Annotated in this window: 11 protein-coding genes and 1 pseudogene; 6 read left to right on the top strand and 6 right to left on the bottom strand. The window is 63.6% G+C overall.

The features are described 5' to 3' along the window. The first annotated feature begins 194 nt into the window (after nt 1-194). Nucleotides 195-1,412, top strand: coding sequence for a zinc-binding metallopeptidase family protein (locus HHL24_RS12770; RefSeq protein ID WP_230417431.1), 1,218 nt, complete (start codon nt 195-197; stop codon nt 1,410-1,412). A 59-nt stretch (nt 1,413-1,471) separates the two neighbouring features. Here the strand turns inward: HHL24_RS12770 and HHL24_RS12765 are convergent, their stop codons facing one another. From HHL24_RS12765 to phaP, 3 genes are all read right to left on the bottom strand, one after another. After that, a complete protein-coding gene (locus tag HHL24_RS12765) occupies nt 1,472-2,749 on the bottom strand; it encodes a DUF3443 domain-containing protein (protein ID WP_169485826.1) in 1,278 nt (425 codons plus the stop codon). Between the two features lie 11 nt (nt 2,750-2,760). Beyond that, nucleotides 2,761-3,210 (bottom strand): DUF2844 domain-containing protein, encoded by a 450-nt coding sequence (locus HHL24_RS12760; protein WP_169485974.1) that lies wholly within the window; start codon nt 3,208-3,210, stop codon nt 2,761-2,763. Between the two features lie 627 nt (nt 3,211-3,837). Next, nucleotides 3,838-4,263 carry a phasin family protein gene (gene phaP, locus HHL24_RS12755; protein WP_169485825.1) on the bottom strand — a complete coding sequence of 142 codons (426 nt, stop codon included), beginning with the start codon at nt 4,261-4,263 and terminating at the stop codon, nt 3,838-3,840. 353 nt (nt 4,264-4,616) lie between these two features. Here phaP and HHL24_RS12750 point away from each other — a divergent pair, with 353 nt between their 5' ends. Together HHL24_RS12750 and HHL24_RS12745 are read left to right on the top strand one after the other, a co-directional pair. Further along, nucleotides 4,617-5,075: a tetratricopeptide repeat protein gene (locus HHL24_RS12750; protein ID WP_169485824.1), complete on the top strand. Its 459-nt coding sequence runs from the start codon at nt 4,617-4,619 to the stop codon at nt 5,073-5,075. Between the two features lie 537 nt (nt 5,076-5,612). After that, nucleotides 5,613-6,383: a DUF4410 domain-containing protein gene (locus tag HHL24_RS12745; RefSeq protein ID WP_169485823.1), complete on the top strand. Its 771-nt coding sequence runs from the start codon at nt 5,613-5,615 to the stop codon at nt 6,381-6,383. A gap of 113 nt (nt 6,384-6,496) precedes the next feature. Here the strand turns inward: HHL24_RS12745 and HHL24_RS12740 are convergent, their stop codons facing one another. Beyond that, the gene (locus tag HHL24_RS12740; RefSeq protein WP_169485822.1) at nt 6,497-7,594 is read right to left on the bottom strand and encodes an NADH:flavin oxidoreductase/NADH oxidase; all 1,098 of its coding nucleotides are present in this window, start codon (nt 7,592-7,594) and stop codon (nt 6,497-6,499) included. Nucleotides 7,595-7,681: 87 nt separating this feature from the next. Here HHL24_RS12740 and HHL24_RS12735 point away from each other — a divergent pair, with 87 nt between their 5' ends. After that, entirely contained in the window at nt 7,682-8,011 is a 330-nt protein-coding gene (locus HHL24_RS12735; RefSeq protein WP_169485973.1) for an ArsR/SmtB family transcription factor, read from the top strand. Nucleotides 8,012-8,230: 219 nt separating this feature from the next. On the opposite strand, the gene HHL24_RS12730 is transcribed toward HHL24_RS12735, so the two are convergent. Beyond that, nucleotides 8,231-9,586 carry an MFS transporter gene (locus HHL24_RS12730; protein WP_329606630.1) on the bottom strand — a complete coding sequence of 452 codons (1,356 nt, stop codon included), beginning with the start codon at nt 9,584-9,586 and terminating at the stop codon, nt 8,231-8,233. 346 nt (nt 9,587-9,932) lie between these two features. On the opposite strand from HHL24_RS12730, the gene HHL24_RS12725 reads away from it, so the two are divergent. Next, nucleotides 9,933-11,513 (top strand): sensor histidine kinase, encoded by a 1,581-nt coding sequence (locus HHL24_RS12725; protein WP_169485820.1) that lies wholly within the window; start codon nt 9,933-9,935, stop codon nt 11,511-11,513. Next, a pseudogene (locus HHL24_RS12720) lies at nt 11,498-12,514 on the top strand (sigma-54-dependent transcriptional regulator); the annotation flags it as partial. The gene HHL24_RS12725 and the pseudogene HHL24_RS12720, both read left to right, overlap by 16 nt. 3 nt (nt 12,515-12,517) lie before the next feature. Here HHL24_RS12720 and HHL24_RS12715 read toward each other — a convergent pair. Further along, nucleotides 12,518-12,815, bottom strand: a 298-nt coding sequence (locus tag HHL24_RS12715; protein WP_206002839.1) for a transposase, incomplete at its 5' end; no start/stop codon positions are given.

Here is a 12,815-nt window from a genome sequence, read left to right as displayed (position 1 = left end):
GCCGATGCACGATCATGCACGTAATGTGCGTTAAACCAGTGACGTCTGGCAAATGCGGCATGAAGATTGCGCGTCGTCTTCGCTCTTGCAGGCGCTTGAGAATACTCGGGATGCCCGGCGGCCGGCGTACGGACTGCCGACAAAACGCCCCGCCTGCCGCTCCATGACTGCAATCCACCACCCGGGCTCGATCAATGAAAACCTTCCACTGCAATCGCTGCTCGCATCTTGTGTTCTATGAAAACGTTCGCTGCGAACGGTGCGAAGCATTGCTCGGATATGTGCCTGAACTGGCCGAAATCAGCGCCTTCGAAGAAGCCGAAGAAGGACGCTGGCGCAGCCTGCATCCGCGTGCCGAGGGCGCGCTGTTCCGGCAGTGCCACAACTACGCGGTTGAAAACGTCTGCAACTGGATGATCCCCGCCGACTCGCCCGACGTGCTCTGCCGCGCCTGCCAGCTCACCCTCACGATTCCGAATCTGAGCGCGCCGGACAACCGGCTCTACTGGTACCGGCTGGAGATGGCGAAGCGGCGTCTGCTGTACACACTGGCCGCGCTCGGCCTCGACGTTCCGTCGCGCCAGGCCGATCCCGAGCATGGGCTGGCATTCGAATTCCTCGAGGACGGCGGCGATGGTTCGCCGGTCATGACCGGCCACGACAACGGCCTCATCACGCTGAACATCGCCGAAGCCGACGACGCCTACCGCGAAAAAGTGCGCGCCGCGATGGGCGAGCCCTACCGCACCCTGCTCGGCCATTTCCGCCACGAGACGGGCCACTACTACTTCAGGCAGCTGGTGGAGAACAACCCGCGCTGGCTCGAGCCCTACCGCAAGCTGTTCGGCGACGAGCGCGCGGACTACGGTGAGGCGCTGAAGACCTACTACCGTGACGGCGCGCCGGCGGACTGGCAGACGTCCTTTATCAGCGCGTACGCCACGATGCATCCCTGGGAAGATTGGGCCGAGACGTGGGCGCACTACATGCTGATCGTCGACGTGCTGGATACGTCGACCTCGTATGGCGTCGCCTTGTTGCCCGACGACCCGAGCGAGCCGACGCTGACCGACCGCACGCCCGTGGAAGACGCGAGCTTCGAGAATCTGATGAAGCGCTGGTTCCCGCTCACATATGCGTTGAACAGCTTGAACCGCAGTCTCGGCATGCCCGACGGGTATCCATTCACGCTGGCCTCGCCGGTGGTGGACAAGCTGCGTTTCGTGCATCGGGTGATTGCGGCGGTCGGCGATAAAACGCAACCGCGCGAAGCGGCGACGCCGGCGGGTGAAGCCGCAACGGTGCAGGCGCCGTTGCAGACGGCGCAGGCCACCGCGCCCCAAGTGCCGTTGCAGACGGCACAGGCTGCCGCCAAAGCAACACCCGCCAAGCGGGCCGCACGCCGGCGTTAGTTTTGGGGTGCAGTTCAGGCAGCCGGTTTTCTCCCATCGCAGCCAACCCCGGCTATCGCTCAATACGCGACGTAAGGCCCCGTACCGCCGGGCGTCGCCTGCTGCTCGACAGCGGCGTACACGTTACGGCCGTAGAAGAACGGCAGACCCCAGTCGAAAATCGACGACGTCACAAAAGCCGGTCCCGCCAGCAGCGGCAACGCCGAATCGCCGCTGTACGTCTGCGAGATCGTCGTGGCATTGCCGACGCTGAAGTTCACCGCGCTCGTCGTGCCGTTCACCCCCTGGATCATTGCACTCAACGACTGGGTCGACACCGGGCAGTAGTACGCGCTATTGGGGCTCGCGCATGCCGGCAAAGCATTGGTCTGGAAGAACAGGCCAGTCGAGCCGCTATCCAGAATACTGCTCGAATACGTCGTGCCGTTCTGCACTGTCGTAAAGGTGCCATTCGACGGACTCACGCCGATCACCTGCGCGCTGCCCAGCGAATTGTTGGTCTGCGTACCGATGCCGAACACCAGTTGCCCGGTGACCGACTGCGCGCCGCCCGACACCATCGGCAGGCTCAGCATGGAACCGTTGTTGTCGGTGGTGAAGTACGGAACCGGATTGGCGACCTGCAGCGCCTCGGCAAGCGGAATCGACGTGCATGCCGTGCCGTTGCAACCGTAATACGTGCCGGCCACCGCCTGTTGCACACAATTCGCGCCGCAGTCGTGCTTGAACACGCCGATGCCCAGAATGCCATTGGCCTGCAACGTACCCGGCGTGTTACGCGACGCGCCGACGCTCGCGCAATCGGACGGCACCGATGCGTAGTTCGGGTCGATCACCTGGATCGGCAGCGAGGCCGCTTTCTCACCGGCGATCTGCAGGTCGGCGAGCTTCACCGAGCCCCATGTGTAGCCATCGAAGAATTGCATGCATTCGGCCACCAGATTGCCCGAGCCGTCCTTCTGTTGCGGCAGCGTCATCGAGGCGGGCAATTGCGAAGCGAAGACGCGCACGCCCCACGACCCGGTATCCACCAGGATGTGATCGATGGTTTGACACTGGCTGGTGCCGGGTGCGCAAATCGTGATGCTGACGAACGGCATGTTCGGCACATTGCTCACGCCGGAGTCGACCGTCACGCGCACTGCGTTGGCGGCCACGACTTGCGGCGAAGGCGAAGTATTGGTGACAGTGGGACCGGCCGCAAGGCTCGTCGTGCTGCTGGAATTCGCTGATGAGCCGGAACCGCTGGAGCCACCGCCGCCACCGCCGCAGGCACCGACGAGCAACGCGAGCAGCGCCGCGCACAACAAGGTAACGAACGAAGACGTATGACGCATGATCCGCTCCGTTATTGAATGACGCCGACATCGACGCCCGCGGGCACCGCTTGCGGCAGATAGGCATAGCCGGCAAACGCGCGCAGATGCCCGCCGGAGTAGACGACCAGATCGCTGTTGGACACTGCCAGCGGCGTGCCACGGCGCGTTGCGGTAGCGGCGACGTATTGGTCGAACGAGTTGCCCAGCATGGATTTCAGATCCGGCAACGTCGGACCTTGCCACGCGACACCGAAGACGATGCCGTTGGGCGCGACGTACTCCCGCACCAGCGTGCCGGACGGCATCGTAATCAGGTGTACCGAATACGCGCTTTGCGTAGTGGCCGTATGAGCAACTGCGTGAAGGCGCATCTGATCGCCGTCGACAGTGCTGACGTTCTGGCCGAGCGTAGCGTGCGCGGCAAACGACAGCGCGCAGCTTGCCCCGAGCATTGCGCGAGCAATGCTTATAGAGAGCATCGGTTTCAAGAGATTTCCTTCGAGGTGAAACGCTCGTGACCGGCGGGTAAGCCGATCACGAGCGGGAATCCAGGGGCGCACTCCTGACCGGTGGTGCCGGTACTGCATTCACACCGGTTGGGTTGCGTGAATGCGTCTACGGAGTGGCGGCGCGAAACTTTAGCCATCGCGACGGGGCGCGGCAATCGTTTGCGGGACGATTTAAACCTTATACGAGCGTGGCGCCGTTCGAACCTGTTTGATATTTGAGGACGGGATCACCAAGGGGCGGTGCTTCGGCGCATATTTTTCCGATGCTGCCTGTTTAAAGCGAACACACGCAGAAGTTAACGGGGCTGCAGCAGAAAAATATCAATGCGTGTCGCATGCGGCGAGCGATGTAAGCACGCGCTGAATAAATCACGTCTACCGGCCTATTTCATCTGATAAATGCGGCACGTACAGACTGCTTTTGTGTGAAGAGAAAATTGCGCTATGAGCACGATTCGAGGCGACAAAAAAAATGCCGCGGATAACTTGATTGTCATCCGCGGCACCGGGTGCTTCATTGCGACGTCCTGCTAGTTCATCGCGACTTCTGCGAGCCGCGCCGAATCCGGATCAAGCGATTCGACGCGGCCGCGTCCGTTACTTTTTCTGCTGCTGCAAGAGCGATTTGAGCTCCTGCACATTTTCTTCTACGCGTTTTGCGATCACCGCATAGGACTCGGCCTGCGTCTGATACGCGGCTTGCGCCAACTGCTGCATATCGGCGAGCGATTTATGCAGGCTTTGCTGGATCAGCTCGGCGGCTTTCGCCGGAGGCGCAGCGCCGCCGGCCGACAACTGCCCCGTGAGCGACTGCAATTCGCCCAGCGTGGCACGCAACATCTCGGTCTGTTTCTGCGCGAGCGACTGCATGCCCTGGAATGCGGTCTGATTCGCCTGAACCAGTGCTTCCACGTCCTTGCGTCGCGCTTCCATGATGGCGGGTACGTCGAAGCCTGGAAGCTTGAACTGCTCCAGCATTTTGGTGAAATCGCCAAACGGATTGGCGGCGTCAGGTTGGCTCATGCGAAATCCTCCTTAACGATTGAATACTCGCCGGCGGTGCATCGCCGCGATGGGTTTCTTCGACCTATGCACCCGTGGCGTCGCGTGCGCCGCAGCTCCCGCAAAGGATTGCTGCATCTGGGGTCGGACGGCACATTGCTGCAATCATGCGCCATCCGGCAACATTGCGCCAGCGGGCACACCCTGGCGTCGACCGTCTCCTTGCCGGAACGTTTTGCGGGTTCGGCCACGAGACATGCAAGGTTCGGTAAGTTACAAGACGGCTTCAGTAACCCGACGAAACGGTATGTCGACTATCGTTGCCGATGTGCTGGCGTACTGTTGCGCCGGCGCTGTCTCGATGGGAGGACATCATGAAAAAAGGATGGATGAGCGCGGCACTGGCCGCCGTTTTAACCGTGGCCGCGACCGGCGCGCTGGCACAGGAAGCGGCAGCGCCGCCGCCTGCATCGGCTGAAGCGCACGGGGAGCCGCATCGCGGCGACGGCCCGCCTGGGTCGCATGGACCGCATGGACCGATGGGTCCCGGTTTCGCGGTGGTCAACGATCTGGAACAGTTGCGCCGCCTCTATGCAATGAGCGGGCGTGAAGGCGAGATCGTAGCCGTGTATCACGAGGTGTTGAACAAGACGCAAGATCCGATGCTGCGCCACTACGTGTACGACGCGCTGGCCCGCGAGCAGTTAAAGCCGGCCAATACTGACCAGGCCATTGCTACGCTGCGCACCAGTCTGTCGGAAGACCTCGTCGCGGCGAACAAGCCGCCGCGCGGTATGCCGGCGGGGCTGCCACCGCCTGCGCAGCCGCAGTAAAGCGCGGCGGACTACGCCAGCGGATCAACACATGTTCGAACGCCGCGCGGTGCGTTGTCCGGCGCGCTGTGTTAGCTTTCGCACATAGCCGCCTCACTGCCACTTTTCATCTTCCCTCAGGTGATTACGATGAGAGCACTGCAACGCTAGTGCCTGGTGACCAATGCGCTATCCGCTGAATATGGCCGTCGCCGCCGCCCTTCTCGTCTTGGTTCTTTTCTGCATCATCAAGCTCGCCTTGAGTTGATGCCCCTGCCGTCGCTTTCACCCCATGCCGAACCCACCCCGCAGTTGCATGTTTCGCCGTGACACAGCGCGAAATAATTGTTGAATGGAGTTTGGGAAGTGGCTCACTCATACTTCGTTTCGCTGCCGGTGCGTACGAAAAAGACGCATGAGATCAAGGGTGCTGTATGTGAAATGCGCGTGAAGATGCGCGTGCGAATGCGCTCCCGATGATCAACGATCCCACGGTTGCCCGATCATCGGAAGATGCGTTCGAACATAACGGCACCGCGTGCCGACGACAGGATGAACATGTTGACTTCAGTGAGTTTCCTCAAAAAGAATGCCGCTCGTTTTGCATGCGTCGCAATGGTCTGCGGCAGCGCGCTCCTGACCGGCTGCGCCGGCGGCAGCATCAACAACGCGACCCAGACCAGCGCAGAGCCGCAAGTGCGCCCGGACAACATTTATGTCTACACCTTCGACAGCAATCCGGATCAGGTGAAACTGGACAACGGCGGCATGCTGCAGAAATTGAAATCGCACCTGGATGGTTCGTCCGCCGCGGAAAAACAATCTGCCGATGCGATCGCCGTGCGTGAGCAAGTCGCCAACGAAATCGTGCATCAATTGCAATCGATGGGGCTGCGCGCGATTCGCTCGGACATCCCCGCTCCTGCCGACCAGAACGTCCTGCTCGTGCAAGGCAGTTTCGACACGATCGACGCGGGTAATCGCCGCCGCCGCGTGCTGATTGGCCTCGGCGCCGGCAAGAGCGAGGTAAGCAGCTCCGTGCAGATTCTGTACAAACCAGCAGGCGGCACCGCGCGGCTGGTGCAAAGTTTCAATGCCACCGGCGACAGCGGCAAAGCACCTGGCATGGCCGAGACAGCCGGCGTGGGCGCCGCAGCCGGGAGCATCGCGACCTCAGCGGCCGTTGGCGGTGGCTTGCACGCCGTATCCGAAACCAAGAAGGCCGGTGTTTCTGCGGATGCGAAGCGTCTGGCCGACGCGGTGGCAAAGCAGGTGGCGCAGATCGGCGTAAGCGGAGGCTGGCTCTCGACAGAGCACGTCAAAGGATAAGCAACCCGCAGCCGGCTTGACCTGTAAATAGCGCGCGGCAGAGTGAATGGAATTCACACTCTGCCGCGCGCTTTTTTACGCCTTCACAGCCTTCGCGCAGCGCAGCGTAGCGTTCAAGCGACGGCGTAACGTTCGAGCCAATGCGCGTACGGCGCCGGCAGCGTCCACGACGGACGTTCGATACCCAGCTTGCGCGCGGCATGGTACGGCCAGTGCGGATCGGCCAGATGCGCGCGGCCGACCATTACCAGGTCCAACTGCTCGTTCTTGACGGAGCGGTCGGCCAGTTCCGGCGTATCGATGCCCCATGCCGACGACACGGCGATACCGGCCTCGCGGCGCACCCGCTCAGCGATCGGCGCGAGAAACGCCGGCGCCCACGGAATGGCCGCCTTCGGCGTGGAGAAGCCCACGCTGACGCTCAGCATATCCAGCCCTTCGCGCTTGAAATTCTTCGCCAGTTCGATCGATTCGGCGAGTGTTTCCTCGTCGCGTCCGTCGTACTCGATCACGCCGAAACGCGCCGTCAACGGCAGATGCTCAGGCCATACCTTGCGCACCGCGGCCAAGGTTTCCAGCAGGAAACGGCTGCGGTTTTCGAGGCTGCCGCCGTACGCGTCGTCGCGTTGATTGGAGTGCGTCGAGAAAAAGCTTTGGCCGAGGTAGCCGTGCGCGAAGTGCAGTTCAAGCCATTCGAAACCCGCATCCAGGGCCCGCTTGGCGGCGGCGACGAAATCTTCACGGACGCGGGCGATGTCGTCGAGCGTCATCGCTTTCGGTACCTTCGGCAGGCCGCCGCCGAACGCGATCGCCGACGGCGCGATGGTCTGCCAGCCGCGCGGATCGTTGTCGGCGATATGGTCGTCGCCTTCCCACGGTCGGTTGGCGCTGGCTTTGCGGCCCGCGTGGCCGATCTGAATGCCCGGCACGGCGCCCGCTGCCTTGATCGACGCGACCACCGGCGCGAAAGCCTGTGCCTGCTCGTCGGTCCAGATGCCTGCGCAACCGGGCGTGATGCGGCCTTCGGGCGACACCGCCGTCGCCTCGACGATCACCAGCCCCGCGCCGCCACGCGCCAGACCGGCGAGATGCACGCGGTGCCAGTCGTTGATCAGGCCGTCTTCAGCCGTGTACTGGCACATCGGCGGAATGGCGATACGGTTGCGCAAGGAAATATTCTTGAGCTTGTAAGGCTGGAATAATGCTGACATCGGGCTACACTCCTGTGAACATGCTTGTACGTTAGTTCGACAAACATCGAACTACGGAGTATGGCAGAAACCTTTATCATCTGCACAATGCGCACACATACCCATCCAGCCGCTGAGGACTTTACGCTCGGGCGGCTCTTCCATGCTCTTAGCGACCCGGTGCGCCTCGAGATCGTCCGTCGGCTTTCAACGGTCGACGAGGCCACCTGCGGCGACCTCGACGGCGGCCGCCCCAAGTCGAGCGTCTCCCATCACTTTCGGATCCTGCGTGAAGCGGGGCTGGTGCGCACACGCGTTGCCGGCACCGTGCATCAGAATTCGCTGCGGCGTGCCGAGTTGGACGCCCGGTTTCCGGGCTTGATGGAGGCGATCGTCAAACAGATCGTCAATGAACCGGCGTTGAGTGAACCGGCGTGATAGTCGATTGAAGGTCGATTGAAGATCGACTGAGGCGAGCGCTTCGGCGGAATTGGCGCTGTCGTCGACGACAAGTACACGCGGCATTTCGTGCAATATCCCAAGCTCCCCGGCCGCTCCACCTTTTGGAAGCAGACGGTGTTCGGGGCATAGGTGGCAACTTGCGGTAACAGCATGATCGTCCAGCAAGCTTCGCACCCCGGGCCGTCAGGAAGCGCCTCAGGAAACCGACGGCGCCGCCTCCACGGCATCGCGCGTCGCACTGCTTCCGGCCGCGCAGGCGTGCCTGAGTGACGCCCCGAAGCACAGCCATAACACCAGCGATCCGGTCGACACCGCGCCAAGCGCGATGAACGCAGCGGGATAGCCAAAGCGATGTGCTAGGATCCCGCCCAAGGCCGGGCTCAATGCCGCGCCGACACCCTGCACCGTCATCACGACGCCTTGTCCCACGTTGACGCGTCCGGTTCCCCCGAGCAAACGGACAACCAGCGCCGGCACGGCGACACTTTGCAACCCCGCGCCGATGCCATCGAGCGCTTGCACCGGCCAGACACCCCACGCATGGATCACCGATGCAGCAATCAGGCCGCGCGTCGGCAACGCCAGGAAAGTCACAAGGATCACCCACCAATAGCCGCGCCAACGAATCAGCCGGTTCGCCAGCATCGCCGCCGCGACCATCACCAGTTGCGCGATAACAATGGTTTCCGCAGTGAACGCGCTGGGCTCGCCCTGATGCGCGGCGACGATCGCCAGCCCGTAGAGCGGCAGCATGGCGGCGTTGCCGAGATGGAACAGCCCTAGCGCCGCGGCGAGCAGCAGCAGGGGGCGGGATTGCAATAAAACCCGCAGACCGCCCGGCGGTGCTTCGGCAGCAGCGGATTTGCGGGGCTTGGCGGCGGGCTTGGCGGCGGGCTTTGTGTCGGGCTTTGTGTCGGACTTGGCGCCGGACGTCGCACCCGCACCCGCGCCCACATCGGCATCGGCATCCGCACCCGCACTGGCGCCCCGCGCGATTTCGTGATCAATTGCGTCGCCCGGGATCAGGCACACCGCCACGATGGACAGCACGCCGAAGAGCGCGCTCAAGGCGAATACCGCGCCGAAACCGTAATGCCATCCCAGCCAGCCGGACAACGCCGCCGCGACGACGTTGCCGCCGTGATTGGCCACCTGGTTGCGACCGAACTGCCGGTCGAAACCCTGCTGCCTGACCATGCCCAAGGTGATGCCGGCAAGCGCCGGTCCGATCGCCGCGCCGGTAATCGCGGTCGCGACCTGCGAGGCGGCAACCATCCAGTAGCCGTGCGACATCCACAGCAAGCCAGAAGCGAGCACCGTCATCACGCCCGCGATCACGACCAGGCTGCGCTTGTGCCGCGTTGCGTCGACCAGCGCGCCGGCCGGCGAAGTCGCGAGCATGCCGGCAATCCCGCCGATCGTCATGACCGTGCCGATCTGGTCGGCGCCCCAGCCTCGCGCCTGCAGGAACACGCCGAGAAACGGCCCGATGCCCGCCTGCACATCGGCCACGAAAAAATTCAGTGCTTCGAGCGCGCGCTTAGCATTCACGATGCACGACCGCTGCGGCGGATCCATCACGCGCTACGCACCGCACACGTCTACAGCGAATCGAACAAACAGGCTTCGTCATGACGATGACCTCACAGGCAAAGTGCCGGGGTGGCGGCAAGCCTTACGCAACTCATATGCCATTGGCGCGCTTCGCGCCGGGTGCGAGCCGCACCATCCGGAAATCGAGAACTGGTGTCGATTTCATGGACAGCCGCTGTCCAACGACAGGACATGGACATGGCATCCGCCCGGCACCCGGCACCCGGCACCCGGCACTCGGCACTCGGCACTCGGCAGGCCGGGATTTTGCTACCCTTTAGCTCCACTCCTTCCCGCCGCCTCCATGTCCGCAACGCCCCGACGCTTTTCGTTCGCCAGTCAGCTAGTCGTCTTCTGGCTGCTGGTCGCGGTCATGTGCGCGTTGCTGATCGGCCTCGTCTGGTTCATGGCGCAAGCCAATATCGGGCGCCAGATCGGGCTAGCGCGCCAGCAGGGCCTCGCCGGCTGCGAGACGATCGGCTCGCGCTATGACATGTCGATCGACCGCGCGCCGGAGTCGCAACCGGCGCCGTCCACGAACCCGCCGACGAGCTCGCCGACGAATCCGCCAACCATTGCGCCAACCCGTCCACCAGCCACGCCGCAGACGACGGCCGCCACGCCGAACACCGACCTGATGCACGCGATCCTCGATGTCGTGCTGGCGCAGATGGACGGCGTCGAAGGCGGCTTCTGGCGGCCGGCGGGCGCGGCCCGTGGCACGTTCGACGCCTACGCGTTTCCGACCTATCAAGGCAGTGGCATCAAGCGCGACATCCCCGATGCGGAGACGCCGCTGATCCTGCGCACGCTGCGCGCCGCGACCGCGAGGCGCGCAGCGGCATCCGAATTCGTCGAAGGTCAGCAGGACGCCGTGATCGTGACCGCCTGTCCGGTGCCGCATCGCGAGGGGCTCTTTGCGTGGACACTCTCGCGCGTGCATCCTCCGCTCGGGCCCTCCGGCAAGGCGCTCGTCACGACCCTGGCAGTGCTGCTGGCGGTGATCGTCGGCATTGCGATTGCGCTCGGCGTCCTGCTGCGCCGCTGGCGGACCAATCTGGCGCGCGTCGAAGCGAACCTGAGCCAACCCGCCGATTCGTTCACGCCGATCGCGCCGACCGGCGAGCCGGATCTCGACAAGATTGTCCATGCGTTCAACGCATACGGGGCGCGCGCCATGTCGCTGCAGCAACAAGCCGGCGAACTGCATACGCAACTGGCGGCTGCGGAACGCTTCGCGGCGATTGGCCGCTTCGCCGCGCAATTGGCCCATGAGATCCGTAACCCGATCGGCGCGATGCGGCTCAAAGCGGAAAACGCCCTGAACGGCGATGCAGAACGCCAGCAGCGCGCCCTCGGCGCGATCCTCGAACAGATTCAGCGGGTGGAAAGACAACTCTCGGGACTGCTCGCGTTGACCCAACCCGTGCGCGTCGATGCCCACGCCGTTGCGTTGCGCGCATGGCTGGCCGATCGCATCGAATGGCACCGCGATGCGGCCGCGCGCGCCGGCGTCAGCCTGGAACTCGACATCGCCAGCGGCCTTCCCGAGCGCGCCGCGTTCGACGCCGAGCAACTGGCGCGCGCGATCGATAATCTGATCCTCAATGCATTGCGGCACACGCCATCCGGCGGCCACGTGACGCTGCGCGCGGCGCACTCCGCCGCGACGCTGCGCATCGAAGTCGCCGATACCGGTAAAGGCGTGGCAAGCGCCGAACGCGAGCGTATTTTCGAACCGTTCGTGACCGGCCACGCGTCCGGTTCGGGGCTCGGCCTTGCCGTGGTGCGGGAAATCGCTGCCGCTCACGGCGGCAGCGCCTTTTATGAAGCGCGCGAGCGCGGCGCATGTTTTGTGATCGAGATCCCATGGCGCACATCCTGATTGTCGACGACGACGACGCCTTCCGTGAAAGCCTTGCCGAAACGCTGGGCGACCTCGGCCATGCAATCGCCCAGGCGGGCAACGGCCACGACGCGCTCGCGTTGCTGAGCGGCAATACACGCATCGATTGCATGTTCCTCGACTTCAGAATGCCGGACTTAAGCGGCATCGAGGTGCTCGAACGCTTGCGCGCGATACCGGCGCGCGAAGCGCTGCCGGTCGTCGTGCTGACCGCCTTCGCCACCAGCGACAACACCATTCACGCGATGCGCCTCGGTGCCTTCGAGCATCTGACCAAACCGGTCGGGCGCGACGCGATTGCGTCCTTGCTCGCCAAAATCGACGCATCGAATCGCGGCTCATCGAGCTCGTCGAGTCCGGCATTGGCCGCGTCGAACGAAGAACCCGCCGACGCCGACACGCTTCGCCTGCTGGGCAACAGCCTGGCGCTGCGCGAAGCGCAAAAGCAGATCGGCCGGGCCGCCGCCACCGATTCGACGGTGCTGATCACGGGCGAAACCGGCACCGGCAAGGAGGTGGCCGCACGCGTGTTGCACGATGCTTCGCGGCGCCGGCAGGCGCCGTTTGTGGCGATCAATTGCGCGGCGATTCCCGCCGAACTTCTGGAGAGCGAACTATTCGGTCACGCGAAGGGCGCATTCACCGGCGCGGTGGCGCAACGTGCCGGACGCATTGTCGACGCGAACGGCGGCACGCTGTTCCTCGACGAAATCGGCGATCTGCCCTTGCCGATGCAGGCCAAGCTGCTGCGGGTGATTCAGGAGCGCACGCTCACGCCGGTCGGCAGCAACGCGAACGTACCGATCGACGTGCGCCTCGTGGCCGCGACGCACCGCGACCTCGCGGCGGAAGTGGCCGCACGCACGTTCCGTGAAGACCTGTTCTACCGGCTCAACGTGATCCCGATTCACTTGCCGCCGTTACGCGATCGCCCCGACGACATCCTCACGCTCGCGGTTCACTTTCTCGCGGCCGCCGCCCATCTAGTGTTCCGTCCCAGAAATAACTTTGCATAGCCGGGCCACTTTCTGGAGAATGGAATCGGCTGTCGCGGTCCATACGAACGGACGCTTGTGCTGGTTGTACTGCTCGGTATAACGCTCGATGCTGGCGATGAGCTGGCGCACGTTTCTGAATGACCCGCGACGGATCGCCTGTTGCGTAATCAGGCCAAACCAGCGTTCAACCTGATTCAGCCAGCTCGAGTAGGTCGGCGTGAAATGCATGTGGTAACGCGTATGCCTGGCGAGCCACGCCCTGACCCTCGGATGCTTGTGTGTC

The organism is Paraburkholderia polaris (assembly GCF_012927345.1).
In the GTDB taxonomy this organism is placed as follows: domain Bacteria; phylum Pseudomonadota; class Gammaproteobacteria; order Burkholderiales; family Burkholderiaceae; genus Paraburkholderia; species Paraburkholderia polaris.
Note: the sequence above shows the minus strand (reverse complement) of the source record. Positions and strands in the feature narration are given on the sequence as shown.